A 25,593-nucleotide genomic window follows, 5' to 3' on the forward strand; every position below is an offset into this window, starting at 1 on the left:
AGAGCGACGCCCGTCGCCATTAGCGCGGCCAGAGTCGCGTTTTTGATCCGCGCAGGATTTTCCTTCCGTGGGATTGGACCGAACTTCAGTGCCACGGAGATGGAAGCGTTCTTCTCATTCCTCAAGCCGAGTGCGTAACCAATGGAACGCCCTCAAGCAGCCTCCCTGGACAACCCCATGGAGGTCGAACCTGCCTGACATTCCACTCGTCTTCGCCGCGCATCCGTTATTTCCTTGCAGTGCCTGAAGGTAGGGCAGTGGTCTGTCGGGTGTAGTCGAACCAGAGTTGGCATTTCCGCTACCACGACGGTTGTACGGCGCGGCGACTGCAACTGGCGCGGTAGGCCCTGGCGTTCGCGGAGTTTGATCCTTGTGCCGTTGCTGTCCTCGACGGCGCCGGCCGCCGGGATCCTGGCTCGCGATGCACCGGAATTCCGAACCGGCCGCTATCAGCGAACAGTTGGTACAGCTGGCGTGGGGGCCCCGCCCGTGCGGCAGGTCAGGTCCGCGCGGTCTGGGGAGGCAGAAACGCCCGTCCCGTCCACGCTGCGCGGGCCGTGCGGACGGCGACGAGTGTCCACAGCGCCGTGAGCAGGGCGTACAGGCCGGCGGCCAGCCAGCGGGCCGCGGCCAGGTGGGTGTGCTGGGCCACGGCGGTGGCGCCGGTGACGCAGGTGCCGAGCGGGAAGGTGAACGCCCACCAGGTGAGGGCGAAGGGCATGCCGCGGCGAGCGGTGCGCAGCACGAGTGCCCCGGAGAGCAGGATCCAGAACAGGGCGGCACCGAGCACAGGAACCCCGTAGACCATGGCCATGCCGCGAAGGCCGGTCGCGTACGGCTCGGGCAGCGTGCCCTTGGCCAGGTCCGCGATCTTGGCGACGGCGGTGACCGACTGGCCCAGGGGGCCGAGCACCAGGAAGAGGGTCGGTGCCATGTGGGCGGGGCCGAGGCTGTGCCGAAGCAGCCGTGCCCAGATCACCGGGAGCATCATCAGGGTGGCCAGCATGACCATGCCGAGCATGGCGCAGCAGAGGATGAGCATGGCCGCGCGCCACTGCCCGTCGGGCAGGTGCGGCAGCAGGAGGGGGCCGAGCGAGGCGGACACGTACAGGGCGACAACCGGCAGGAGCCAAGTCGGGTAGAGGGTGCGTTCGTCGGCGTCGTAGCGGGTGAGCATCAGGGCGGGTACGACCACCATGACCAGGACGCCGATGACGGTGCCGGCCAGCCACAGTGCCGTGTCGACGCCGACCGCGGCCGATGTGCCGATCACTCGCTGCCCGATGATGAGGGTGGCCGCGCCGACCGACATCAGGGCCATGGACAGACAGCCGTAGAACGGCGCCATGCCGGGGTCGAGCAACTGTGCCCGGGCGCGGTCGCGGTGGCGCAGCAGGTGCACGGTCCGGGCGCCGCCCACGCCGAGCAGCATGAGCACCGACAGCGCCCACAGGGCCGTTGAGCCTGTCGCGATACCGGGCAGGTGGACGGGCAGCGTGAATCCGGCGGTCGCGGTGATGGAGGTGCCCATGACGGCGGCGTACCAGTTCGGGCCGAAGTCACGGAAGAGGTCACTTGGCTGTGCCAGCGCGCGGAGCGGCCGGTGGCCCTCGGGGCGGCACGCGAGCAGAGAGGGAGCACCCATACATTCATGGTTGCCTCGGGCGACTGGCAAGGGCAGGGGCCATGGTCCCCGGCGGAGAGAGTCGATCGGCCGCCCCGCCTCCTGCTTTCGTGCCCCGCCCGTGCGGGTCTAGGCGCCCGCCTGCTCGGTGTCGAGGGCCCCCGCGCAGCGGCCGAGCAGCTCCTCGAACTGCTCCTGCTCCGCCTTTGACAGGCTGTCGCGGAGCCGCCGCTCCACCTGGCCGAGCTGCTCGTCCGCGGCCTTGAATCTGGCGATGCCGTCGCCGGTGGGGTGGATCTCCATCACCCCGCAGTGCCGCGGATGGGGCTTGCGCTCGATCAGCCCGGCCTTCTCCATGCGGGTGAGCAGCACGGACATGGTCTGGGGCGTGACCTCGCCGCGGCGGGCCAGTTCGGCCGCGGTGACCCCCGGGTCGGCCGAGACCGTCTGCAGGACGACGTACTGCGCACGGGAGAGCCCGGCGGAGCGTGTCGCGGTTTCCTTGGCGGCGCGGATGCGCAGTTCTGCCTGCTTGAAGGCTTTGAGCAGCCGTTGTGGCCGTGCTTCGGGCGACATGTGAGCCAGCTTACAGGTATTAGTCGGCTGACATATCGGGGTCATCGTGGTACGTTATGTCTGAAATAAGAATCAGTCGACTGATGAGTATCAGCTAGCTGTTTCGTGTGAATCGTCGGGCATGAGCTGTCGGCCCGCGAAATCGAGAGATGTGAGAGAAGGCGATATGTCGAACGACCGCCGCGCCCTGATCGTCCTTGACGTGATCAATGAACTCGTCCACCCGGACGGCAAGTTCGCCGCCTGGGGCTACCCGGAGCAGGTCGCCAAGCACAAGGTCCTGGAGAACACCGCGGCCGCCCTGGCCAAGGCCCGCGCCGCGAACATCCCCGTCCTCTTCGTCACCGTCGGCTTCGCCCCCGACTACGCGGACTGGACCCCCACCTCGCCGCTGCTCGGCGACGCCAAGAAGTACGAGGCCCTGGGGCTCGGCACCTGGGCGACCGAGATCCACGAGTCGGTGCGGCCCGAAGCGGGCGAGCCGGTCATCGTCAAGCACCGCATCAGCCCCTTCCACAACACCGATCTGGAGCTTCAGCTGCGCACCCGCGGCATCGACACCCTGCTCCTCGCGGGAGTCTCCACCGACCTGGTGGTCCTCTCCGCCGCCCGCGAGGGTCACGACCGCGATTTCCGCATCGAGGTCCTCGAGGACGCCACCGCGGCCGCCACCGCGGAGGACCGCGCCGCGGCCCTGCGGATCCTCGCCCACACCGCGAAGATCACCACCGTCGCGCAGGCCTTCGGCGCCTGACCCGTACGGCGTTGACCACCGTGACCCCGCGTCCCGCCGAGCGCGGACGGCACCCGCAGCGCCTGAGTGCGCCCCGGCAGCTGTCCGCGCGCATCGCCGCCCCCATCGCCTTCGGCACCATCCTGCAGCCGCTCAACTCCTCCATGATTGCGGTGGTGTTGAGCGGCGTACGGGCGCATTTCGGGGGCGGCGACGCGACCTGGCTGGTGTCCGGGCTCTTCCTCGCCGCCGCCGTCGCCGCCCCCGCCACCGGCAGGATCGCCGACCTCTTCGGCCCGCGCCGCACGGCACTCGGCGGCCTCGCGCTGGTGGCCACCGCCTCCGCCGTCGCGCCGTGGGCACCCTCGCTCGGCGTGCTCATCGGGTTGCGGGTCCTGATCGGCATCGGCACAGCGGCCCAGTTCCCCGCGGGCGTCGCCCTCATCCGCGGCGCCGCCGCCCGCACCGGGAGCGCGACCGGCAGCGCCCTCGCGCTGCTCGCCGTCGCCTCCCAGACCGCCGCGGCCCTCGGTCCGGCCCTCGGCGGTCTGCTCGGCTGGCCCGGCACCTTCTGGATCAACGTCCCGCTCGCGCTCACCGCCGCCGTGGCACTGAGCCGCTCCATACCCCCGGACCCGGCCCCAACCACCCGAGCGCGTACGGCACTTCGGAGTATGGACCTGCCCGGCATGCTGCTGTTCACGGCCACCGCCACCACCCTCATGCTGGGGCTGCTCTCCCTGGAGACCCGCCCCCAGTGGCTCTGGCTCGCCGCTGTTCCGCCCCTGGCCGCACTGTTGGTGGCGTACTCCCGGCGCCGGCGCGACGCCTTCCTCGACGTACGGCTGCTCGCCCGCCCGTCCCTGTCCCTCGCCTACCTGCGCAGCGCCGTAGCCGCCACCGGCTTCTACACCCTCTTCTACGGACTGCCGCAGTGGCTGGAGGAGTCCCGACACCTCGACGCCGCCGGGGCAGGCATCATCATGCTGCCGCTCGCCGCCCTGGGAATCGCCTCGACCCTCCTCGCGGCCCGCCTCACCGAGCACCGCGGCCCACGCGCCGCACTCCTGGCCGCAGCCGCGGCCCTCACCGCCGGCGGGCTGCTGCTCGGCACGGCCGTCGACCGCCACACGCCCCTGCTCGCCCTGCTTGCCGTCCTGGCCCTCCTCGGCCTGCCCAACGGTCTGGCGAACATGGCCAACCAGGCATCCGTCTACGCGGCCACACCGCCCGGCGACACGGGCGCGGCCTCCGGTCTGTACCGCACCAGTCAGTATGCCGGAGCGAACCTCGCCGGAGCCGCCGTGGCACTGCTCGCGGCCCCGCACACGGGGGACGCGGGGCTGCACCACCTGGGCCTCGCCGTCGGCGCGGCGGGAGTCGTCCTCGTACTCCTGACCCCGCGCCCGGCTCGGAGCTGACGGCCGGAGTCCGCGCCCGACTCGGAGCTGATTGCCGGACCCCGGCCGTCAACCACCGCCTTCGCAGCGGCCTTTCGTGCTCAGCCGGTGGATTCGGCGGCCGCCTCCTCCAGGACCCGCAGCTGTGCGGAAGCGGCGTCGCCACGCGGCCAGAGCACGGCGATGGTCGAGATGCCGAGGTCGCCGTAGCGGCCCACGCAGTCGCGGAACGCTTCGATGGAGGCGAGGGGGCGTTCGTCGCCGTAGCCGAGGACACACAGGCGCGGCAGGGTGGCCGGGTCCCGGCCGTGGGTGTGGCAGACCTCGTCGAGGAGGTCGGTCTGCCGCTTGATTTCGGCGTGCGGGGTGCCCGCGTAGACCGCGGGGTCCTGGCTGATGTCCTGGGTGAGCCACCGGTCGGCGAAGCGGGCTGCAAGGGCCATGCCGCGCTTGCCGGTTGCGGCGACGCCCAGCGGAGGCCGGGTGGCGGAGGTGCCGTCCGCGCCGATGGCCACGCCGCGGGCGGAGAAGTGGCGCCCGGTGTGATCGGTGGTGTCCACACCGAGCAGCTGATCCGTGAGCGCCAGCCACTCGGCGAAACGGGCGGTGCGCTCGCCACGCGACGGCGCCGGAAGCCCGAACGCGTCGCCGTCCCCGCCCGAGCCGCCCGCGCCGACACCCAGCGTGAAACGGCCGCCGGAGATGTCGTGCAGAGTGAAGGCGGCCTTGGCCGACGTCACCGGGTGGCGGAAGTTGGGCGAGGTCACCATCGTGCCCATGCCGATCCGCGTCGTGCTCGCGGCGACCGCGGCGAGCGTGGTGTACGCCTCGTGCCAGGGCCTTGTCCGCTGCCAGAACAAGTGGTCGTAGAGCCAACCCGCACCGAGCCCGAGATTCTCCGCGAGCTGCCACTCGGCCCGCGCTGTCGGCCAGGGCGCGTCCGGCCACATCACCGCATCAAGCTTCATGGTGTACGAATCTAATTCCCCGCAGCCCCGCAGTGCAGAGCGGGGCGCCGCTGTCCCGCCTGCTGCCGCTGCGCGCACGCGCAGGCACACCGGCACGCGCCGCCCGGCGCTCAGGACAGATCACTCGCCTGGCCTCCGGCGGTCGCACACCCCTCACACAGGGTGTTCCTCTGGTCGAAACGCATGACCGTCAGTAGTCGTCCATGCGTGTTCACCGACCCGCGTTCCTGCCGAGACGGCACGCGCGTGGGACTGGAGGAGGCATCCCGATGGCGCATCCCGGCAACCGGCGGCGACGCAGAGACGCGACCTGGAGGAGGCGCATCCCCCTTCCCGTGGGCATGGCCGCGGCGGCAGCCGTGACCCTGTCGCTGCTGTCGCCGCTCACGGCCCACGCGGAAGAGATCGCCCAAGAAGCGTTCACCGGCGCGTCCTTGGGCGCGGGCCAGTGGTACAGCTCGGCGGACGGCGCCGGCGATACCTCGGGATGGGCGTGCCTGACCGCGGCCGAGGCGAGGAAGGGACCGCTGGGGCAGTGCCCGGACGGCAAGGTGGACGAGCCGGGTCGAGGAGCGCTGCGGCTCACCTCGAACAAGCCCGACCAGAGTGGGTTCCTGCTCAGCGAGAAGGCTTTCCCCTCCGCCGAAGGCATGCGGTTCAAGGTGGACTTCGCCAGCTACGACTCCGAGGTCGCCGCCGACGGCATTTCACTGTTCCTCCTGGACGGCGCGGCCAAGCGGCCCAAGAAGCCGGGACAGATGGGCGGAGGCCTCGGCTACACGGGCATCGAGGGCGGCTATCTGGGCGTCGGCCTCGACGAATACGGGAACTTCAGCAACGCGGGGGAGGGGGGCAGAAAACCGAATTCCGTCACCGTCCGCGGCGCATCCCGGATCGAGGGCGACGGTCGGCCCAACCCGGTGGTGACGGGACGGCAGTTGAAGCAGCCGCTTGCCGTTCCCACCGCCAAGAAGCGCGCGGACGCCAAGCGCACGGCATATGTGGACCTGCTGCCGACCGGCATGCTGTCCGTGGCCATTGACTTCCACGACGGCCGCGGCCCTGTGAAGGTCATCGACCCCGTGGACCTGAGCGGGAAGATCGAGGGCCAGCCGAAGGTGCCCGAAACGCTTCGGGTCGGCATCGCGGCCGGCACCGGAATGCGGGCCAGCACCCACGACGTATGGAACGCGAGCATCGAGACCGTCGAAGCCAACGTCACGTCGAGCCTGAAACCGGACGGCCCCCTCACACCCGGCGCGGACGTCGGCTGGACCATGACGACGGCCAATGACAAGGTCGCCGCTCGTACGAAGGGCGAGGTCAAGGTCGAGCACACCTTCCCCAAGGGCGTGCTTCCGGGCGAGGCCACCGGCGACGGCTGGACGTGCCGGACAAAGAGGCAGCAGGTGGGCTGCACCTATGACGCCGGTGGCGCCAAGGCCATCGAGCCCGGACGTCGGTTCCCACCGGTCACCTTCACGACCAAGGTCGAGGCGGACGCGGCAGGGCAGGGCGCCGTGAAGTCCTCGGTGCAGGCGCAGGGCGGGCACCGGGCTCCCGCCGTGGAGATCCCGCTCACCTTCGCGAAGGGCCCCAAGGAGGTTCAGGAGCCCCAGGCGACGAAGGCGCCCCGCCTGGTGGCGGACATCCGTCCGGCGACCGCCTACGAGGACGGAAGCTGGGCCGAAACACTGCTCAAGGGCGGCAAGGGATACGTCAACGCCGTCCTTGGCAACCACGACGACGTACCCGTGAAGGGGCCGATCTCCTTCGTGTACGACTTCCCCGTGGGCATCACGCCCCTGCGGGCCGGCGGCTCGACCGAGAACTTCTGGAAGGACGAGTGCACAGTCGCCGGGCAGCGGGTCACCTGCACCACCAAGAGGGACGTGCCGGCGAACCTCACCCTGGGCGAGGTCCCCATCGAGGTGGAGGTCGCCAAGGACGCCCCGGACGAGCTCGCCGGGACCTACACCCTGACCAAGGGCCCGGACAACAGGGACGTCCAAAGGTCCAAGAGCGCCTTCAAGTTGAAGGATTTGCCGCCCCCGCCGCTCAGTGCCACCCTCACCCCGAAGGATGGCTGGGAAGGCAGCACCACCGAGGCGCTCAAGCCCGGCAGCAACGCCATGGACGTAACGGTGAACAACAACACCGACGCTCTGGTCAACGACCGGGTCAGCTTCTGGCTGAAGCCCCGCGAGGGCGCCCGGATCAAGACCGTGGGCGGCCAGGCGTACTGGGGCAGCGTGTGCCGGATCGCGGACAGCGGCTGGGTGATCTGCGCCCGCCAGGACGACGGCATCCCAGCGCGAGGCTCCTACAAGCCGATGACCGTCGAGGTGATGGTCGACGAGGGCGTCGACGAGGTCGTCTTCGACTACTACGCCTACACGGGCGGCAACCCGGACGACAGCAGTGACCAGCCGTTCTCCACGGTGGCGGTGCCGGTCAAGCGGTAGCAGGCCGCCGGGCGATGAGCCGCGGCGCGGACGCCCCGCCGGGCGGTCCGCACCGCGGCTCAGCCAGGCTCAGCCAGGAGCAGTCATGCCGGGCTCAGCCGCGCCGACGCAGGAACTCCGCCAGCTTCGCTCGCGTGATCTGGGTGGCGAAACCGCCCCAGTTGGCGTCGTAGCTGTGGCTGGTACCGGGCAACAGGACGGTCTCGTGCGGCACTTGAGCCCGGTGAAGGGACCGGCCGAGGAGGCGGGTCGCGGTGGCGGGGAAGAAGTCGCTCTCGCCCTGGAAGGCGAGCGTGGGCGGCGAGTCGGCGCCCACGCGGGACAGCGGCGACACCGCCCGGTAGCGCTCGGGGAAGGCCCGCGGGGTGCCCCCGATGTACTTGCGCAGCGCCGGGCCCACCCCCATCGTCGACCCGGTGGCGTCGTAGAGCCGGGTTATGTCCGGCGGCCCGAAGAGGCTGACGGCGGACTTGACCCGAACCTTGGGCACATCGCAGGACGGCGGCAGAGCGGGGGCATCGGTGGTGTAGGCGGCGAGCATCGCCAGGTTGCCCCCTGCGGACATGCCCAGGGTGCTGATACGCGAGGGATCGACGCCGTATTCATCGGCGTGTGCGGCGACCCAGCCGAGCGCGCACTTCACGTCGCCGACCGCGTCCTTCCAGCGCTCGGGCGGCGCGAGACGGTATTCCACGTCGAAGACGTCGTAACCCCGGTTGTTCAGCCAGATGTTCCACTTGGGCTGCTGGCTGCGGTACCCCGCCACCCAGGCGCCGCCGTGCAGCTTCACGACCGCCGGGTGTGGGCGGCCGCCGGAGCCCGATGCGCGGGCCCGCCACACGTCGAGCTCGAGTCTCGTACCGTCGGACAGCGTCGCGTACGTACGGCTGCGCCGTGGGTCGCGGTCCTCGAAGTTGGGGTTGAGGGAGTTGGCGGCGTACGTGCCGAGGGAGACCGGCACGCCCACGCCGTCGGCCCGCCGCCACAGGGCCACCGTCGGCCACACGGCGACGGTGACGGCGAGCACCACGGCCAGAGTCAGACACAAGGCCGCCGGGAGCATGCGTTGCCGCCGGGCGAGCAGAACCAGGCCGCAGGTCACCAGGGCGATGAGCAGAAGGTGCAGAGGGAAGGCCAGTACGGCGATGCGCAGGAGCACGAGCGGGCTCACGATCCAGAGCACGGCCACGGCGGTGACCACGCCCATCAGCGCGAGCAGCGCGGCCGCCACGGTGAGCACCCACTCGGATGTGCCCGCCGGTTTCCAGCGCCAAGGCGGCCTTTCACGCGGCGCGTCGCCGGCTTCGCCCGCCGCGTGGGTCAGGTCGGGGCCCGTCCCGCTCTTGCTGGAGTCGTTCATGCAGGACATCGTCACAGCCGGGCGCGGAGCGCCTGTTGAGGCGCGGCGGTGGTCCCGGTGGGATTCCTGCGGGCGACTCGGCTTCCCGCCCGGCGCTCCCCGGTTGCCGCCTGCGCTCACCGGACCGAGGCTGCAATCACCGAGTGGATCAAGAACAGTGAGGTGGCCACGGCATGACCGGCACGAGAGTGCAGGCATCGGCGTACGACGTCGTCGTAGTCGGAGGAGGTGCTGCCGGTCTCAGCGCCGCCCTGGTGCTCGCCCGTGCCCGGCGCCGCATCGCGGTGGTGGACGCCGGCGCCCCGAGGAACGCCCCGGCAGCGCACATGCACGGATTCCTGTCCCGCGACGGCATGCCGCCCGGCGACCTCCTTTCCGAAGGGCGGGCCGAAGTGGCCGGGTACGGCGGGGAGTTGATCGACGGCCAGGTGGAAGAGATCACCTCGGCTCTCGTGGCGCGCCTGCGCGGCGGCCGCGAGTTCGATGCGCGCCGGGTCCTGGTCGCCACCGGCCTGCGCGACGCACTACCCGCAATTCCGGGAGTGGCCGAGCAATGGGGCGGGGCCGTCCTGCACTGCCCCTACTGTCACGGCTGGGAGGTACGCGACCAGCCGATCGGAGTCATCGCGGGCCATCCGATGTCGGTCCACCAGGCACTCCTGGTACGCCAGTGGTCAGACGACGTCACGTACTTCCCCCATGACCGGCCGCTCGCGCCCGAGGAACACGAGCAGCTGATGGCCCGGGGCGTCCCAGTCGTCGACGGCACCGTGGCCCGGCTGGTGCCCGACAGGAACGGCGGCCTGCGGGGCATCGCACTCGCCGATGGCGACGTACACCCCCGCACGGCCGCCTTCATCGCCCCGTTGCCCGAGCTCAACGACCAGCTCCTGACCAAGCTGGGCTGCGCCACCGACGACAACGGCTGCCCCGTGATCGACGCCATGGGGCGCACCAGCGTCGACGGGGTGTGGGCGGCGGGCAACGTGGCCACCCCCACCGCGTCCGTCATCAATGCCGCCTCCGCGGGTTCCGCCGCGGCCATGGCCGTGAACGCCGACCTGGTGCAGGAGGAGACGCAGCAGGCCGTGCGGGAGCGGCGGGCGTCCGACAGCCGTAGCTGAGGCTCAGCTGAAGACCGGGGTGAGCGTGCGTGCCTTGCTCATGCCGATGGCGAGCCGTGCCGACCGGCTCTTGAGGCGCTTGCCGTCCAGGGTCCAGCCGGTCAGCCGGTGGCCGCGCTTGGGATTGGCTTCGACGGTGACTCTGCTGCCTGGGCGGTAGGGGGCCCGCACCCGCGCCCCCCCCACCACCGAGGCCCGCGCTCGCCGGTGCGGCGGTGCGAGCGAACCCCGTCGTCGATGTGGCCGTGGGTTACATCCCGCCCTTCGCGTACGGGTTCGTACGCGCCAGCCGGGCCTCCGCCTGCGGCAGTCCGAGCGACGCGATGGCCTGCTTGGCGGCCCCGTCGGGGCGCAGCCCCCATGCGGTGAAGTAGGCGGTGAGGTCCCGTCCCGCGGCCCGGCTCGCCTCGACCATGAAGAAGCGTTTGCGGGCCGCGTCGTCGCCCGCGGCCGCCATCGTCGCCGGGCGGGCGGCCGCGTGCAGCCGCTGGTAGAAGTCGTCGCCGAACAGCACCCGCAGCTGCTCGAACATGGCGAAGCGGCCGAAGTGGTACTTCGAGCCCTGCATGGTCCCGCCGCCGGCCGCGTCGAAGTCCCGCTCGGCGTCGGGCAGTTCCAGGTACTCGAGAGCCAGCTTCCACTCCGCGGGGGTGGCGTGCGCGCTCTGTGTGCCGGGCAGGCGGCGGTCGGCGGCGAGGGAGTAGATGTTGACGGTCTGTTCCTGCATGGCGCGCCAGGTCCACTTCGCCATCTGACGCTGGTGGCCGAGCTCGTGCCACAGCCCCCAGGACTTCTTCAGGCCGTCGGCGGTGAGCAGCTCGCCGCTGCCCCAGTCGGTGGGCCAGGCGACCCGATGGTCCGCGGCGTTGGCCGTGCCGCCGGTGCGGAACTCGACGATCTGCTGCGGAAGTTGACTCGCCGCCGCGGCCCCTGGGTCACGGCCGCCCACGTTGCTGATCGCGTCCTCGGCCTCGCTGAGCGTGTCGTAGGTCCTGAGCAGCTCGTCCTGGTCGGCGGTGGCGTGTTCGCGTGCGGTCTCGCTCTTGACCGTCAAGTGGACTCGCTTGCTGGCGAGTTGGGCGTACGGCGAGGTAGCGGCGGCGAGCATGGCGCGCCACTGCTTGCCGGTGGTCCTGCCGAGTTCGTAGTACGGCATCGGGTGCGCCTCTTCACCAAGGGTGACCGTCACCGGGTGCTCCTGTGGGTTCGGCCGGTCGTCCACGTAGCGGTAGTTGACGGGTCCGCCACGGTAGTCGTTGATCGTGTTCTTGCCCGGCTTGAGGTCGTACGTCCGCGGCTCGGGGAGGTCGGTGCCCGGTTCGGTGGTGTCGATCAGGGCGTGGTTGCCGATGACCAACTGGGGGAGCGGGTCGCCGGGTTCTGTCTGCCGTACGTCGACGGTGAGGTCCTGTCCCGCGTTGAGGTGGAAGCCGGTCGGCCGGTACTCGGGCCATTTGTGCCAGCGGCCGAGGCGTTCCTGCTCCGCTTTGGCGGACGGCAGCGGGTGCCAGGTGGCGGTGCGGCTCTGGGGGAAGACGGACGGATCGGTGGGCGCGGGGTAGACGGGTGCGGGCTTGATCCGCATCGTGCGGCGCAGGTTGCTGCTGTCGGAGACCGCGCCGTCGCGCCAGGAGCTGATCGTCAGGTCGGCACTGAGCGCGACGTCCTTGCCGCCCTTGGTCAGGACGTCCTTGTCGACCTGAAAGCTGGGAACGGCGTAAGCGAAGAGGTCCTTGCCGGGTTGGCCCGGGTCGGTGAACTCGCACCGCAGATGGTTCTCTTCGGGCTCTCGGCAGGGCCCGCCGCCGGGGTGGAGGAGTGTCAGGCCTGCGGGGAGTCTCGCCTCAGCGACGATCTTGTCGGCCGTCCCGGGGCCGGTGTGGAAGAAGTTGTAGGCGACGGTGAACTTCTGGCCCGGCACCATGACCTTGGCGGGCTCGTAGGCCTGGTTGATCTCGGTGTGGACCTCGGACTTGGGATCGGGGCCGGGCGGCAGTGGGGCGGCGGCCGTGACGAGCAGGGCGGCCGCGCCGCCGAGCAGTGCTCCGGTGGTGCGTCGGACAGGTGTGGGGCGGTGCTGTTCGCGGAGGTCGCCGCCAGAGGGAGGGGGTGGGGGAGGTGCCTGGACGGGTGCGGGAATGGGCATGGAGGCATCGTGCGTCGGCAGGGCGTGCCGGGTCGGCAGGCACGCGGGGGCAAGATCATCAAGAGCTCACGTGGCTGCTGCCGCGTCGGCCGAGAGGCGGCATGGTCCGACGGCGGGCGGAATGGCCCGAGGGGCCCTGCTAGCCCCTGAGGTCGGCTCCGGCCGCGGGGACGGCCGTGGCCTTGACGGCCCGCAGGCTGGTGGCGGCCAGGGCTGCGGTGAGGAGGACAACGCCTCCGGTGGTGTACGCGGTGACGGTGCCGAAGCGCGGGATCAGCTGACCGGCACTTGCGGTGCCCAGGGAGTAGCCGCCCCACATGAACGTGCCCAGCCAGGCGAAGACTTCGGTGCGTTGGTGTTCGGGCCCCGCCTCGCCGAGCAGCAGCTGTTCGACGGTGTCGCGGCCTCCGCAGATCAGGCCGACCACGGCGTACACCACGCCGAGTGCGAGCAAGTTGGGGGCCGCGCCCGCCGTGAACAGGGCGGCACCGCTCGCGGCGTAGAGGGCCGTGAGGTGACCGCGGTGGTCGCCCGGCCAGCGGCGCCCGCCGTAGATCAGGCCGCCGACGACACCGCCGGCGGACAGCGCGCTGACGATCAGGCCGACCGAGGAGGTGGCGCCCCAGGCGGTGGCGCCGGCGGCCGCACCGACCTGCATGAGGCCATAGCAGAAGGTGCCGGCAGAGGCGATCAGCAGCAGGTGCCGCACCCGGGGAACGGCCAAGGGGCCGAGGCGCTGCTCGAGGCCGCGGGGGCAGGTGTCCGGCGCGGTGCCGGCGGGGGCGTGGCGCACGGCCGGGTGCAGGGCGAGGGCCACGGTGCCCAGCGCGGTGGCCACGGCACCGGCGGCGATCAGATGGACCGGGGAGGAGAAGGCGGTGATCGCGGCGACCACGAGCGGGCCACTGATGAAGGTGGCCTCGTTGCTGACCGCGTCCAGGGCGTAGGCGGTCGGCAGTCGCTCGGCGGGCACGAGGCGGGGCCAGGTGCCGCGGGCGACCGCGCTGCCGGGTGGGGTGAAGGCGCCGACCAGCATGGTCGTGGCGATCAAGGCGGCTGCGGGGGCGTGGGCGCTCAAGGCCGTGATCAGGCCTGCGTAGGCCAGTGCCTGGGCGGCGAGCGCACCGAGCAGCACACGGCCGGGGCGGCTCCGGTCGCAGAGCCGCCCCAGGACCGGTGCGAGGAAGGCGAGGGACAGCCCGTGCCCGGCCAGCGCCAGCGAGGCCGTGGCGTAGGAACCGGTGGCCTCGCGCACGGCGAGCAGCAGCGACAGGCTCAGCACGGAGGTGGAGAGCCGGGCGGTGACCAGGGCGGTGAACAGGCCGGGTACGCCGCGCTGGGCGAGTACGTGGCGGTAGGCGTTCATACCCACACCTCCGGTTACCATCAAAATGAGATTTACCTGTAACGAGAGTGTGCGAGTGAGGGTTACCTGTCAAATGAACCTAGCCTGTAACATGCGACGCCAGGCCGAGCTGCTCGCCGCTCTGGTCAATCTCGCCGTCCCTGGCCTGCGCCAGGGCGCCCCCTACGAGGCGCCCACAGCCGCCGAGGTGCTCTCGGGCTTCGCGACCCACTTCACCGAACCCCGAAGGACGGCTCTCACGGACACCGAGGGGGCGGGGGAGGGGCTCGTGGAGCTGGCCGCCGATCTGCACGGTGCGCTCACGGCGCCCGGCATCGCGGCCACAGCCACACGCCTCAACACCCTCATCGACCGCTGCCACGCCCACCCCTACCTCACCAACGACACCGGTCAGCCGTTCCACCTCCACTTCCACGGAACCGGCGGTCCGGTCCAGGCGGTGGGCGGCGAACTCGCGACGGCCCTCGCCCTGGTCATCGACACCCTCGGCGAGGACCGTTTCGGTACCTGCGAGGCGCACGCCTGCGACCGGGTCTATGTCGACCTCACGCGCAACGGGGCCCGCCGCTACTGTGGCACTGCCTGCGCGGCCCGCGCCAAGACCGCCGCTTACCGTGCCCGCAGAGGTACCCGTTAGCCCTTGGCGCAAGGGGCCCAATATCCCCTGTTTCCAGGAGAGTTGACGGAGGATTCCGCGGCTGGGGCGGCCCCGCTCACGACACACTCAGGACACCCGCGTACGTCTCGGCCCGAGCTGCCGCGCTCTCCGAAGTCAGCACGGACGAGCTATCGAAAGATAGCGGCAGTCAGGGACCTTTCCGGTCCTTCCTGCCCTGCTGACTGCCTGCCCCACCGGGCGATGGTGGATCTGTCGGCGCCTGGCGGCCCACCGCTTGCCAAGGACGTTGCCGACCCGGATCACCTGTCACAAGGGAAAGCAAGGACATGGCCAAGCACACTCTGAACCGCAAGCGCGTCGCCCGCGCCGCGTCGGTCGTCGCCGGCATCGGCATCGTCTCCGGCGTCTTCGGCAACACCGCCGCCTTCGCCGCCGACGAGGACTCCGTCGCCCCGGCGACCTCCGAGACGTCGGTCACCGCGCCCGAGACCGCTGGTCAGGACGAGACCCCGGCGACCTCGGACCAGGCGCAGAACCCGGCCCCCGCCATTGACCAGGGCACGCAGACCCCGGCGACGTCGGACGAGGGTGTCAAGGAGCCCGCGACGTCGGAGCAGGGCCAGGGCGGTCAGGGTCAGAAGCCGGAGACGCCTGCCACGGGCAACGAGGGCACCCGGACGCCGGCCACCGGCAACCAGGGCACCAAGACCCCGGAGACCAAGACCCCGGAGACCAAGACCTCCGAGACCAAGACCCCGGCCACCGGCACCGAGGGCACCAAGACCCCGGCCACCGGCACCGAGGGCACCAAGACCCCGCAGCCCGCGAAGGACGAGGCCAAGACGCCCGCCACGGGCAAGCAGGAGCCGAAGCCGCAGGACCCGCACATCGTCGGCAACCCCCACCGCGACGACTTCACCAAGGCCAAGGACCAGTACGACAAGGACCTCGCCAAGGCCCAGGGGGAGAAGCGCGAAAAGGCCGAGAAGGACTACGACAAGGCGCTCAAGGACCTTGGCAACCAGCGCGACTGGAACGCGAAGAAGGGCGCCGAGTTCGACAAGCAGGTCAAGGATGCCGAGGCGAAGAAGCACGACCTCGAGGGTACGGAGAAGGGCCTCAAGTCCGACCTCACGGAGAAGGAAGCCACGTACAAGAAGCAGCAGGGCCTGGCGGACAAGGCCAGCCGGGACTACATGCGGTGGCTTGCCGACCCGCACAGCAAGAAGGAGGACGGCCCCTACCTGAAGGCCGCCGCTGAGCTGGCCAGGGACACGGCGCGGACCGCGAAGTCGGACCGCGACCAGGCCAAGTCGGCCCACGACAAGGTGATGAACCAGCTCGAGGCGCTGGCGGCCCGGATCAAGACCAGCGGCGAACTGCGTGACGTGCACCAGCGGGCCGTCAACGACCTCCTCGACCAGATGAAGGGCAAGGTCCGCGACCACAACGAGACCATCAAGGGCTGGAAGGAGCAGGACGAGAAGCTCTGGAAGCAGTTCGTCGACGTGGTCGTCAAGGGCAAGCTCGCCGACGAGACCGACCTGCGCATCGACCCGGTGCATCCGAAGGACCCGGGCACGATCATTGACGACCACAACCCCATCGTGGACCCGGCGATCGACCCGGTCCGTCCGATCCCGGACCCGGGCACGATCATTGACGACCACAACCCCATCGTCGATCCGGGCACCGGCGAGATCCCCGAGCCCGGTCTCATCGACTGGCACCCGGGTATCGACACCCCGGAGATCCCCGAGCCCGGTCTGATCGGCTGGCACCACAACGGCGGTGACGACGAGAGCAACATCGGTGTCGACCCGATCCACCCCACCCCGGAGATCCCCGAGCCCGGTCTGATCGGCTGGCACCACAACGGCGGTGACGACGAGAGCAACATCGGAGTCGACCCGATCCACCCCACCCCGGAGGTTCCGGAGCCGGGTCTGATCGGCTGGCACCACAACGACGGTGGCAGCAACATCGGTATCGACCCGGTCGTCCCCGGCACCGGCGACCACGACGCTCACGGCCAGGGCATGATCACCGCCGGTCACGACCGCCAGGTCACCGGCAGCGAGCACACCCAGGGCGCGAAGGAGAGCAAGTCCGCCAAGGCCGCCGAGCAGAAGGCCACCGGCAAGAGCCTGGCCCACACCGGTGCCGCCGATCTGACCGGTCTCGGCCTCGGCGCGGTCGGTCTGATCGGCGCCGGCGGTGTGCTGGTCGCCACTCTGCGTCGCCGTTCCGGCGCCCAGGCCTGAGCCGTAAGCCACACGGCACAGGTACAGCTACAAGCACTGGCGTAATCGCCCGCGCAATCTCAGCGGGCCCGCGTGACCTCCTCACAGAGCGCGGGCCCGCTGCCCCATATCTACGATGAGAAATGTGACGGAACGGGACACCATGACCGCCAGTTCCCCCAGCGCCGCACCACCCGTGAGTGCGCCCTGGCGGCCGTCCCCCTCCGACATCGCGCTCAGTGCCGCCGTCGCGGCCGTCGGCGCACTCGAAGCGCTGACCGACGAGCCGTACGGGCTACTGCACCCCCACGTCTGGGTGCGCGGTCTGCTGCCGGTCGCGCTCGGCGCGGTCGTCGTGCTGATTCGCCGCTGGCCGGTGCACGTGGCGCTCTTCGTCATGCTGAGCGACCTGCTCTTCTACGAGCCGGTGGCGCTGGCCGTCGCGATGTTCGGCGTCGGAGCCTACGCCCGTTCCCGGTCCGTGCGTATCGCCCTCACGCTGTGCGCGATGGCCGCACACAGTTGGGCGCAGATCGGTCCCCGCCAGTCCGCGGGCCACATCCTGACCCTCACTCTGCTCCTGGTCGCACTGCCCGAGCTCATCGGGCTGTACGCGCGCTCCCGCCAGGCCCTCGCCTCCGTCGCCGTCGTGCGGGCCCGACAGCTGGAGCGCGAGCAGGAGTTGATCGCGGACCGGGCGCGGGCCCAGGAACAGAAGCGCATCGCGCGCGAGATGCACGACGTCCTCTCGCACCGCATCGCGCACCTGGTCATCCGCGCAGGTGCCCTTCAATCCCAGCCCGACCGCGGCCCCGAGGCGGTCGCGGAGGAAGCCGCACAGATCAGAACCCTGGGACGGACCGCGTTGGCGGAACTCAGGGACGTGCTCGGCGTGCTGAGCGCCGCGTCCGGCCGCACGGACGCCGACTTCGCCCCCCAGCCCACACTCGATGACCTGCACGCCCTGGTGGACCAGGCCAGAGGGCTCGGCACCCCGGTCGAGTGGTCCGGGCCGCCGCCCGCCGCCCTGGACATCGCGCCGAGCGTGCAGCGGGCGGCGTACCGCCTGGTGCAGGAAGGTCTGACCAATGCCGCCAAACACGCGCACGGTGCCCCGGTACGGATCGACCTCGCCACCACCGACGATCAGCGTGCGCTGCGCGTCCGGGTCGTCAATGAGGCTGCCACTCGGACCGGTGCCGGCGCCGTGCCCGGTGCGCAGAGCGGGCTCGCTGGGCTGAGGGAACGTATCGAACTGCTCGGCGGCACCTTCGAGTCCGGGCCGACGAGCAGCGGGGGCTTCGCGTTGAGTGGGGTGATTCCGCTGTGACTGACAAAAGGGCGGGATCTGGTACGGGCGAGGGGAAGCGTGCTGTGATCCGGCTGCTGATCGTCGACGACGAGCCGGTCGTGCGCACCGGCTTCGCCGCCATGCTGGAGCCTGCCGACGACATCGAGGTGGTGGCCGAGGCGGCGGACGGTGTCGAAGCCGTTGAGGCGGTGCGGGCGCACCGGCCCGACGTCGTTCTGATGGACATTCGGATGCCCATGCGCGACGGCATCGCCGCCACCCGCGAGATCACCGCCCTGCCGGCCGCGCCCAAGGTGCTCGTCCTGACGACGTTCACCCTGGACGAGTACGTCGACCACGCGCTGCTCGCCGGAGCGTCCGGGTTCCTGCTGAAGGACGCCTCACCTGCCGAACTGGGCGCCGCGGTACGGCGGGTGGCTCAGGGGCAGGCCACCCTCGACCCGGCGGTGACCGGGCAGGTCATCGACGCGCTGCGGGGAAGCCGGCCCCTCGCAACGGCGAAGACGGAGCTCGCGAAGCTCGAACGGCTCACCCCGCGTGAGCGGCAAGTGCTCGCGCATCTCGCGGAAGGGCTCAGCAACGCCGAGATCGCCGCGGCGATGGACACGACCGAGGGCACGGTCAAGACGTATATGACCAAACTGCTCGGCAAGCTGGGCCTCAACCGCGTGCAGGCGGCGATCCTCGCGCACGACGCGGGCCTCACCCCCTGACGTGCCGAGGGATCGCGCCTCAGGCGTCCCGGGCTCGTCTCTCCAGCACGACGACCTCGCCCGCTTCCGCGTCATGAGCCCGGCCCACGGGGGCGAACCCGGCCTTGGCGGCCACGCGTAGGGAGGCGGGTTGCTCTGCTGCGCGGCGGTAATCGGCGAGCCCCTTCCCGGTGCCCGTCAACGGGGCCGAGCTCGCGCCCGGCCGCCCAACGTCGGTTACCGCCCAGCACCATGGTCATATGAGACGGAACCCCGTCCGGACTGCCACCAGGCAATGAACCAGGGTCGCTCCGTGAGGCAGGAACTCTCTCGGAAATGGTGCGTCCGATGAGTTCGCTACTCGTACCACCTACCCTGCGCGATCTCAGGATCAGCAGGACAGGGAGCATGGCAAACCGTATCGGCGTGCGCAAGTACGGGATGCGGGCCCCGACTTCGACAACACAACCACGCAGCGCCGGAACACTGAGCCGAACGATCCAGCCTCCTACGCAACATCGCGCGGCAACACCCCAACCCCCCAACACTCCGTCAGAATCTGCTGAGATTCGCTCAAGCTTCGCAGCAACAGGACACCCGACAGCTACCCACCAGGGAGGACGGGGTTTTCGTTCCGATGTTCCTCAGCCCTCGGATCGAGCCGTGGACCGATATCGCGGCGTCGCTGGCCAGCCGGCTCAGGTGTGGAGGACGTGGCCGAGGCCGTTGCGTGCGATGGCTTGTTGGACAGGCTCACTGACAGCTACGAGGTCCAGATGCCCGCTTGCGGCGTGAAGGGCATGGCGTACGCCGAGAATGACAAAGAGGCTGGCGTTGTCGCACCGCGTGACGCTGGCCAGGTCGAGATGTAAGTGACGGTTTCCGGATGCTATCTGCTGAACGGCGGATTCGCAGAGCGCTTCGACAGTATGCACGTCGAGCTCACCGGCCAAGACCAAGGTGAGAAGGCTTGAACCGGTCGTGAACCGTGGCTCGATCGTGAGCCGACAGCCGTCCGGCTCCAGCGCAGGGCAGTTCATGGAGGATCCTCACCTGATGAATGACGCTAGCAGCACGGTTGCGGTCGTGGACATGGGTGGCAACACCCGTTGGGGTGAGGTGTGTTGACAATGTGGCCTGTGGACAGGTGTCCAGACGTACGAGTCCTCAGCTCCGGCCCTGCCGGAGGCAGAACAGACCGGCTTGACCATTTATGTGCGCAGGGGCGCGCAATACAGTGCGGCCGCCTTCGCTGAGGTATGCCGCCGCCACGGCATCCGGCGCAGCATGGGCCGAGTCGGCTTGAGTCATGACAATGCCCTGGCGGAATCGTTTTCCAGGTCCTCAGGCGCGAGTTGACTCACGGCAGACGCTGGACCTCCAAGGCACGGACCCGTCTGGAACTGTTCCGCTGGCTGTCGTACTACAACCGCCGCCTCCGCCACTCCGCCCTCGGCTGCCTCACTCCAGCCGAGTACGCTGCCACTTGTCGCATGAAACCCGGTGTCCACTCCCCGGACCAACGTCATCGCTTGGGCTGCCCCACCACCGGTGACACGACGTGGACCAAGGGCCGGCGCTACCAGCGGTTCGAAGGCGGCACGCTGATCTGGGACGGCAAGCGCAAGAAGCTGACGGTCCACTACAAGTAGCTGATCGTTCACGACAAGGAGCGGCCAGTCCCGCAGGCCGCTCCCCAACGCCCGGGTCTCGTCGAACCCACTGCCAGAGACCCGGGCTGCAGGCGGCTCCGAGGACGGCTGCAGCTGCCGACCGCTCACGCGTCGGGATCAAATGTCGCCTTCTTCGTCCTGGCGTCCCAGAAGAAGACACCGCCGTCGAACTCCTGGGATACGTTGCCGTTCTTCTTACGGACGGCAGGGGCGATGGGACAGCCGACCTGCTCGAGCAACAGCAGTGACTTCCGGTCCCGGAGCGCGGCGGCCTCCAGCTTCTTCCATTCCTTGCCGACCCCTCCGCCCACGACGCCGATCTCGCAGGTGAACTCCGCCGTCACCGTCTGGCCCTGATACGGCAGCCGCAGCGGGTTCTTCGCTGCCTTCGGGTTCTTCCCCACGTGCCAGCGACGCAGCTTCCAGCTGTCAGGTGCGACGGCGGTGAGCGTGAGCCTCTGGCCCTTCTTGTGCGGCGGCGCGGGTGAGACCTCGACCCTGGCGTCAGGCAGGTCCGGCCGGGTGCGCGTGGCCAGCGCGACGTCCGAGGCGGAGCGGTAGCCCGCGACGATGGGTGCGGTCTCGCGCAACACCTTCACCTGGTCGCTCGTGCTGTCGCCGAGCTTCTGCCCGTCCTGGTCCTTGGTGTGCAGGTCCGGACTCGCGTAGGTTCCTGAGTACCGGCAGCTGTCCGGACCCGCTCCGATCTTCTTGGCGTGCTCCTTGCAGACCTGCACGTACGACATGGCCGTGAAGTACTTTGCGTCGGGAGTGACGAAGCCTCTGCCTGTCTCATAGGGCGGGGTGTCCTCGTTTCGCAGCTGCTCCTCGATCGCTTTGACGTCGCTCTCGCTGGCACCGTTCTCCTCCGCGAAGTGCGGGAGCACGTGAGCGATCTGCCATTCCAGCGTTGCCTTGTCGTGGGAGAGCCCCAGGTTGTGACCGAGCTCGTGGGTGAACCCGGGGCCCTTCTCGTGGGCCAGGAAGACGTCGATGGCGCTGTAGGCGTAGGCGTCCGTACGGGGAGTGACCTTGACGGGTGCGAGCTTCTCGGGGGCCGAGGGGTCCATGGGCATGTTCCCGGTTCCCGTGAGGGCTCCCGGCTGTCTGCGGAGCCCTGGATTCGTCCACACCGAGACCAGGTCGGCGTGGGACTGCTCGCGTACCTGATGGGCCAGCTTGCCCGCCTGCCCCTTGCCGAGGCGCAAGTCTTCGGCCAGTTCCATGGGGTTCTCGTTGCCCACGTACAACGGAACCTCAAAGGTGTGCACGATTCTGACCCTGGCATCCACGCCGCTGTTGGCCAGTGTCTCGTTCATCTGCCGGGCGGCGGCCTTGATCTCGTCCTTCATCTCCCTGGGGTGCCAGCGAGAGTCCGGATTCAGTCGCTGCTCCAAAGAGCCGCTGCCGTCGCGGAGGCCCATGACGGCGGCCGGGGTGTAGCCGACGGCGACATCGATGACTGTTTTCTGGCTCTTGGGCACGGGCGCAGACCCGGCCGCAGCGGCCGGGGGCAGACCGGGCGAGGCCATGGCGGCCAGAGCGGCCACGACAGCGGTGTACCTCAGGTGTGGTTTCACGGGATGGCTCCTTCGGAGACCGGACACATGTACCCACCCAAGGAGTCATTAAGATCAAGTACGGAGGGGGAGGCGCGCCCTCACGAGGGGCGGCGCATCACTCCGCTGCTCCCACGCGAGCCCGCCGATCGGCGGAGACGGGTGCGTGCCCTGTGGGGTGCGCCTGGTGTCGGCTTGTGGTCTATGACGAGGTGCTGGCGAGCCGGGTCCGGGGGCGGCTGGAAAGCGCGGACCTGGACGCGGTGGAGCAGAGGATGTTCGGCTCGGTCTGTTTCCTGGACCGGGGGAACACGGTGGTCGGGGTGTCCGGGGACGACCTGTTCGTACGCGTGGACCCCGACGACCTGGGCGACGCTCCGGCTCAGCCCGGTGCGCGCCCCGTCGAGTTCCGCGGCCGCACGGCGGGCGGTGGGGTGTACGTGGCGGGAGGAGCCCTCGATGACGAGGCCCTGGAGGACTGGCTGCCTGCGGCCTGCGATGCCACGGCCGGGCTGCCGCCCAAGTGATCTGGTCTCACACGGGGTTCGCGGGACGGCCACGTCCCGCCCGCCTGTGATCGGGGGCGGGACGTGGCCGTGGTCCGCCAGGTGCTACTTCCCGTACGTGGCCGTGACCTTGCCGGTGGCGGTGTCCTGGGTGAGCGTGCCGCCCCGGAACTTCTGGACGACGCTCTTGCCGTCGGCGGACGGGGTCTCCTCGGAGCTCGGGAAGCCGAGCCTGCCCCTCACCTGCCCGCTCTTCTGCCACGCCTTGAGGAAGGTGCCGTGTACGGCGTGGGCCCCGGTGCCGCGGCTCCAGTACATGTATCCGCCGTCGAAGCGCTGGTACCAGCCGGTGTTTCCGGGCGTGCGGCGCTGCGCGCCCCTGGCGCACCGAAGTTGGTCCTTGACCCCCTCGTGCGTGAGCCATAGCGGGCGGAAGGCCCCGCGCACCGGGGAGGTGCACTTGCGGAAGGCGACGGCGAGATCCTGGGCCTTGTCCATGGTCACGGCCAGGCTCGTGGAAGTGGCCTGGTGGCGTTTGCCGTTGAGCGTCCAGCCGCCGACGACGTAGTCGTCCTTGGGAGTCGCCGTGATGGTCACCCGTGTGTTGGGCCGGTAGGGGCCCCACACCTCGGGCTGCACGGTGCCGCCCGCCTTGGGCGACGGGGTGAGGTTCAAGGCGTACCGGGTGCGCGGGGTCCTGGGCGTCCGGTAGGTGGCGACCTGCGGAGTGGTCATCCGGAGGATGGCGGCGGCGTCACTGCGCTCGTTGCCCAGCGGCTGGCCGTCGTCGTACTTCTGGGCCTTGTTGGAGAACCGCGGGATCCGGATGCATGGGCCGTGGCACGAACTGGGGTAGGCCATGATCGTGACCCATTTTTCGTTCGGTGCGATCCAGCCGGTGTTATACGGGTAGAGCTTGCTCACCTTCTTGCTGATGCCGCCCCCGGATGAGTTGCGGACGAGGGTTCTGCGGTCGTGGGCGAGACCGAGGCTGTGCCCCATCTCATGGCTGGACGTGTACTTCGACTTCATGGCCTCGTAGTGCGTGGCCGAGGTGTGCCAGCCGACGTCGGCGGTGCCGGGCCCCAGGACGTTGAAGCCGGTGAGGCCGTTCTTCGCGACACCGGCCGCGAAGTCCGCCCGGTTGGTCCCGGAGATCACGTGGACGAGGTCGGCGCCGTGCTGGTCGCGCAGCTTCGCGGCATACTTGCCGAGCTCCGGATTGTTCAATTCGCTCACCCGGTTACGGATGGGAATAACCGCTTCCAGGCCGGAGTACTCCGGGAACTCATGGGTGAGGACGACGTCGATACGGGCCGGCACGTCGCTGTCGGCGAGCGAGTGGTTCATCATGCTCTCGATCCGCGATCCGACCTCCTCCAGGCTGCTGCCGTCGCGCAGCGCGGCGTCGGCCCCCTTCGGTGTGAATCCGACGATGACGTCGACAACCGCGGGGTCCTCCGGGGTGGCGTCCTGTCCGGGTGCGCCCGCGGCCCGTGCGATGCCTTGCGTGCCTGTCTGGCCGCCATGCTTGACCGGAGAGTCAGCAGCGTCATCGATCTCCACGGGCTCATCGGGCAGTTTGGTGGTGTCCACTTCCTCGAACCGGGCCTTCCCCGGCTGCCCCTTCACCGGCCGCGCGTGGTACACGAAACGGCCCATGTCCGCCGAGCCCGACATCGAGATCGGGCCGCCGTCACAGGCGTTGGTGACATGGAGCTGCCAGCGCCGGTCGGTCCTGCCGAGCTCGTGCCCGGTCCAGTCGATGGTGCCCTTGCCGTTGTCGTACGAGGAGTCCGCGACGACCTGCGCCATCACCTCGTACGGGAACGGCGAGAGAGTGAGCACCTCCGGCTCCCCGGTCTGCGGACGCTCGCAGAGGTGCCTGAAGTGTGCGGGCACGAGGTCGACGGTGGTGGTGCGGGTGACCCACGGGCGATCGGGGTCGGGGCCCGCGGCCGTGGCGGCATGGGATCGGACAGGTGAGGCGAGCGGTGTGGCCAGGAGCAGCGCGGCCAAGCCCGCGCCTCCCATCAGGGGCCAACGGTGCATCAGTGCGGCCTTTCGTGAGCTCCGGTCGGTCGGATACCGGAACCAGTACGCACAGCGCACCAGGACGGAAGGTGATCCTGCCGCGCGGCAGGGCGCCATTCGCCGCAGCGTAATCACCGGCTCGGCGGGCACCGATCGGCTGAGCACCCCGTGACCGCACACCGGCTGCCTGCTGCCCAATGGTGGTCCCGTCGAACCGCAGCCAAGATCGAACCGGACGGGCGGGCGCACCACCTCGCCCAGCGCACCGCGTTACGGACCGCACCGGACCGGGTTCCCGGCACGGCGGGACGAGAGCAGTGCGGTCTCGGAGGCGAAGGGCGCCACAGACACCACCCCAGGTCGCACCCCCAGTCCCGTCATCGAGGTCAACCAGCCTGACCGCGCCACGCGCCGCAAGCGTGGGAAGACGGACGCGGTCGATGCGGAGGCCGCCGCCCGCGCGGTGTTGTCGGGACGGGCTGACGTCACGCCCAAGGCCGGCGAGGGCCCGGCCGCTGACATGCGGGTGCTGCGCTTGGCGAAGGAGCCGGCCGTCAAGGCCCGCACGCAGGCAAAGAACCAGCTCAAGGCTGTGCTGCTCGGATTCGATCCGGCGCTGCGTGAGGCGCTGTGGAAGCTCAGCAACACGGCCCTGATCACCGAATGTGCCGAGCTGCCCGACGCCGAGGATGCGACCGTCTTCACTCTCCGGCTGCTGGCCCGGCGCATCCAGCAGCTGACCGCTGAGGCGAAGGAACTCGCCCACCGACTCACCAACGCCGTACGCCGCAGCCATCCGCGGTTTCTGGACATCGTCGGTGTCGGGCCCGACAGCGCCGCCGCCTTACTCATCGCCGCCGGCGACAACCCTGAACGGCTCGCCAACGAGGCATCGTTCGCCGCCTTGTATGGCGTCAGCCCCGTCGAGCAGTCCTCCGGCAAGACGCAGCGCCGAAGGCTGAACCGCGGGGGCAATCGGCAGGCCAACGCCGCGCTCTACCGCATCGTCGTCACCCGCCTCCGCCGGGAGGCCCGCACACATCTCTACCTCGAACGACGCACGAAGCAGGGCCTGTCGAAACGCGAGATCATCCGTTGCCTCACGCTACGTCGCTCGAGAGATCTACCGTCAGATCCTGCCAGCCTCGACCCTTGCCACGTCGCCTTCGGCAGCTTGACGCAACATAGGGGCA

20 protein-coding genes and 2 pseudogenes are annotated in these 25,593 nt (G+C 69.9%); 12 read left to right on the top strand and 10 right to left on the bottom strand.

Annotation, left to right across the window (positions count from 1 at the left end):
• Nucleotides 1-499 precede the first annotated feature (499 nt).
• On the bottom strand, nt 500-1,645 hold the full coding sequence (locus ACFQVC_RS32400) for a TDT family transporter (protein ID WP_381837323.1): 1,146 nt from the start codon (nt 1,643-1,645) through the stop codon (nt 500-502).
• Nucleotides 1,646-1,753: 108 nt separating this feature from the next.
• Entirely contained in the window at nt 1,754-2,200 is a 447-nt protein-coding gene (locus ACFQVC_RS32405) for a MarR family winged helix-turn-helix transcriptional regulator (protein WP_381837325.1), read from the bottom strand.
• A gap of 166 nt (nt 2,201-2,366) precedes the next feature.
• Here ACFQVC_RS32405 and ACFQVC_RS32410 point away from each other — a divergent pair, with 166 nt between their 5' ends.
• Both ACFQVC_RS32410 and ACFQVC_RS32415 read left to right on the top strand, forming a co-directional pair.
• Nucleotides 2,367-2,954 (top strand): cysteine hydrolase family protein, encoded by a 588-nt coding sequence (locus ACFQVC_RS32410; RefSeq protein ID WP_381837326.1) that lies wholly within the window; start codon nt 2,367-2,369, stop codon nt 2,952-2,954.
• 20 nt (nt 2,955-2,974) lie between these two features.
• Nucleotides 2,975-4,354 carry an MFS transporter gene (locus tag ACFQVC_RS32415; RefSeq protein ID WP_381837566.1) on the top strand — a complete coding sequence of 460 codons (1,380 nt, stop codon included), beginning with the start codon at nt 2,975-2,977 and terminating at the stop codon, nt 4,352-4,354.
• A gap of 80 nt (nt 4,355-4,434) precedes the next feature.
• Here ACFQVC_RS32415 and ACFQVC_RS32420 read toward each other — a convergent pair whose 3' ends face one another.
• Nucleotides 4,435-5,301, bottom strand: coding sequence for an LLM class flavin-dependent oxidoreductase (locus ACFQVC_RS32420; RefSeq protein ID WP_381837328.1), 867 nt, complete (start codon nt 5,299-5,301; stop codon nt 4,435-4,437).
• A gap of 269 nt (nt 5,302-5,570) precedes the next feature.
• Between ACFQVC_RS32420 and ACFQVC_RS32425 the strand changes: the two genes are divergently transcribed.
• Nucleotides 5,571-7,766: an L-type lectin family protein gene (locus ACFQVC_RS32425; RefSeq protein WP_381837330.1), complete on the top strand. Its 2,196-nt coding sequence runs from the start codon at nt 5,571-5,573 to the stop codon at nt 7,764-7,766.
• Between the two features lie 94 nt (nt 7,767-7,860).
• Here the strand turns inward: ACFQVC_RS32425 and ACFQVC_RS32430 are convergent, their stop codons facing one another.
• Complete coding sequence (locus ACFQVC_RS32430; protein ID WP_381837332.1) at nt 7,861-9,126, bottom strand: alpha/beta hydrolase fold domain-containing protein; 1,266 nt, start codon at nt 9,124-9,126, stop codon at nt 7,861-7,863.
• Between the two features lie 173 nt (nt 9,127-9,299).
• On the opposite strand from ACFQVC_RS32430, the gene ACFQVC_RS32435 reads away from it, so the two are divergent.
• Nucleotides 9,300-10,250: an NAD(P)/FAD-dependent oxidoreductase gene (locus ACFQVC_RS32435; RefSeq protein ID WP_381837334.1), complete on the top strand. Its 951-nt coding sequence runs from the start codon at nt 9,300-9,302 to the stop codon at nt 10,248-10,250.
• A 3-nt stretch (nt 10,251-10,253) separates the two neighbouring features.
• Here ACFQVC_RS32435 and ACFQVC_RS32440 read toward each other — a convergent pair whose 3' ends face one another.
• From ACFQVC_RS32440 to ACFQVC_RS32450, 3 genes are all read right to left on the bottom strand, one after another.
• Complete coding sequence (locus ACFQVC_RS32440) at nt 10,254-10,421, bottom strand: InlB B-repeat-containing protein (protein ID WP_381837336.1); 168 nt, start codon at nt 10,419-10,421, stop codon at nt 10,254-10,256.
• Between the two features lie 79 nt (nt 10,422-10,500).
• Nucleotides 10,501-12,396 (bottom strand): M60 family metallopeptidase, encoded by a 1,896-nt coding sequence (locus ACFQVC_RS32445; RefSeq protein WP_381837338.1) that lies wholly within the window; start codon nt 12,394-12,396, stop codon nt 10,501-10,503.
• Nucleotides 12,397-12,535: 139 nt separating this feature from the next.
• The gene (locus ACFQVC_RS32450) at nt 12,536-13,762 is read right to left on the bottom strand and encodes an MFS transporter (RefSeq protein WP_381837340.1); all 1,227 of its coding nucleotides are present in this window, start codon (nt 13,760-13,762) and stop codon (nt 12,536-12,538) included.
• 91 nt (nt 13,763-13,853) lie between these two features.
• Here ACFQVC_RS32450 and ACFQVC_RS32455 point away from each other — a divergent pair, with 91 nt between their 5' ends.
• The 4 genes from ACFQVC_RS32455 (at nt 13,854) to ACFQVC_RS32470 (ending at nt 18,649) form a co-directional block, all read left to right on the top strand.
• Complete coding sequence (locus ACFQVC_RS32455; protein ID WP_381837342.1) at nt 13,854-14,399, top strand: CGNR zinc finger domain-containing protein; 546 nt, start codon at nt 13,854-13,856, stop codon at nt 14,397-14,399.
• A gap of 308 nt (nt 14,400-14,707) precedes the next feature.
• Nucleotides 14,708-16,645, top strand: a complete 1,938-nt coding sequence (locus ACFQVC_RS32460) for a hypothetical protein (protein ID WP_381837344.1) — start codon at nt 14,708-14,710, stop codon at nt 16,643-16,645.
• Between the two features lie 124 nt (nt 16,646-16,769).
• A complete protein-coding gene (locus ACFQVC_RS32465; protein ID WP_381837346.1) occupies nt 16,770-17,954 on the top strand; it encodes a sensor histidine kinase in 1,185 nt (394 codons plus the stop codon).
• A gap of 44 nt (nt 17,955-17,998) precedes the next feature.
• Entirely contained in the window at nt 17,999-18,649 is a 651-nt protein-coding gene (locus ACFQVC_RS32470; protein ID WP_381837348.1) for a response regulator, read from the top strand.
• Between the two features lie 677 nt (nt 18,650-19,326).
• Here ACFQVC_RS32470 and ACFQVC_RS32475 read toward each other — a convergent pair.
• Nucleotides 19,327-19,668, bottom strand: coding sequence for an STAS domain-containing protein (locus ACFQVC_RS32475; protein ID WP_381837350.1), 342 nt, complete (start codon nt 19,666-19,668; stop codon nt 19,327-19,329).
• Nucleotides 19,669-19,849: 181 nt separating this feature from the next.
• On the opposite strand from ACFQVC_RS32475, the pseudogene ACFQVC_RS32480 reads away from it, so the two are divergent.
• Both ACFQVC_RS32480 and ACFQVC_RS32485 read left to right on the top strand, forming a co-directional pair.
• Nucleotides 19,850-20,106: pseudogene (locus ACFQVC_RS32480) on the top strand (integrase core domain-containing protein); the annotation flags it as partial.
• 54 nt (nt 20,107-20,160) lie between these two features.
• Complete coding sequence (locus ACFQVC_RS32485; protein WP_381837568.1) at nt 20,161-20,280, top strand: hypothetical protein; 120 nt, start codon at nt 20,161-20,163, stop codon at nt 20,278-20,280.
• 125 nt (nt 20,281-20,405) lie between these two features.
• Here the strand turns inward: ACFQVC_RS32485 and ACFQVC_RS32490 are convergent, their stop codons facing one another.
• On the bottom strand, nt 20,406-21,881 hold the full coding sequence (locus ACFQVC_RS32490) for a hypothetical protein (RefSeq protein ID WP_381837352.1): 1,476 nt from the start codon (nt 21,879-21,881) through the stop codon (nt 20,406-20,408).
• 176 nt (nt 21,882-22,057) lie between these two features.
• Between ACFQVC_RS32490 and ACFQVC_RS32495 the strand changes: the two genes are divergently transcribed.
• Nucleotides 22,058-22,387 carry a TfoX/Sxy family protein gene (locus tag ACFQVC_RS32495; protein WP_381837354.1) on the top strand — a complete coding sequence of 110 codons (330 nt, stop codon included), beginning with the start codon at nt 22,058-22,060 and terminating at the stop codon, nt 22,385-22,387.
• A gap of 84 nt (nt 22,388-22,471) precedes the next feature.
• Here ACFQVC_RS32495 and ACFQVC_RS32500 read toward each other — a convergent pair whose 3' ends face one another.
• Nucleotides 22,472-24,385 (bottom strand): InlB B-repeat-containing protein, encoded by a 1,914-nt coding sequence (locus ACFQVC_RS32500; RefSeq protein WP_381837356.1) that lies wholly within the window; start codon nt 24,383-24,385, stop codon nt 22,472-22,474.
• Nucleotides 24,386-24,776: 391 nt separating this feature from the next.
• Between ACFQVC_RS32500 and ACFQVC_RS42600 the strand changes: the two are divergent.
• Nucleotides 24,777-25,578, top strand: a pseudogene (locus ACFQVC_RS42600) (transposase); the annotation flags it as partial.
• Between the last annotated feature and the right edge of the window lie 15 nt (nt 25,579-25,593).

The sequence above is a fragment of the Streptomyces monticola genome (genome assembly GCF_042665355.1).
Classification (GTDB): Bacteria; Actinomycetota; Actinomycetes; order Streptomycetales; family Streptomycetaceae; genus Streptomyces; species Streptomyces monticola.